The 217-nt window shown below is 40.1% G+C and carries 1 protein-coding gene; it reads left to right on the plus strand.

The annotated features are described in order from the left end of the window. Positions 1 to 217, plus strand: a 217-nt coding sequence (locus CBI42_RS12975; protein WP_218822084.1) for a hypothetical protein, incomplete at both ends; no start/stop codon positions are given.

A 217-nucleotide genomic window follows, 5' to 3' on the forward strand; every position in this document is an offset into this window, starting at 1 on the left:
CAGAAATCGGCTTGGTTGCTTTAGTTGCACAATTTGTTTTGAACACAATTCCATCAATTATCTATGCTTGGGGAATTGTCATTCTCTTTGTTGCAATTGGTGCGATCGTTATCTTCCTCCAAGAATTCTTGAATCTCGGAATTAACGTTCCATCTTACTTGAGCTACTGGATTTTACTTCCTTTGGCTACAATCCTTGGAGTTGCCGGCGTCTTGAT

The sequence above is a fragment of the Streptococcus sp. KR genome (assembly GCF_002238115.1).
Lineage (GTDB): Bacteria > Bacillota > Bacilli > Lactobacillales > Streptococcaceae > Streptococcus.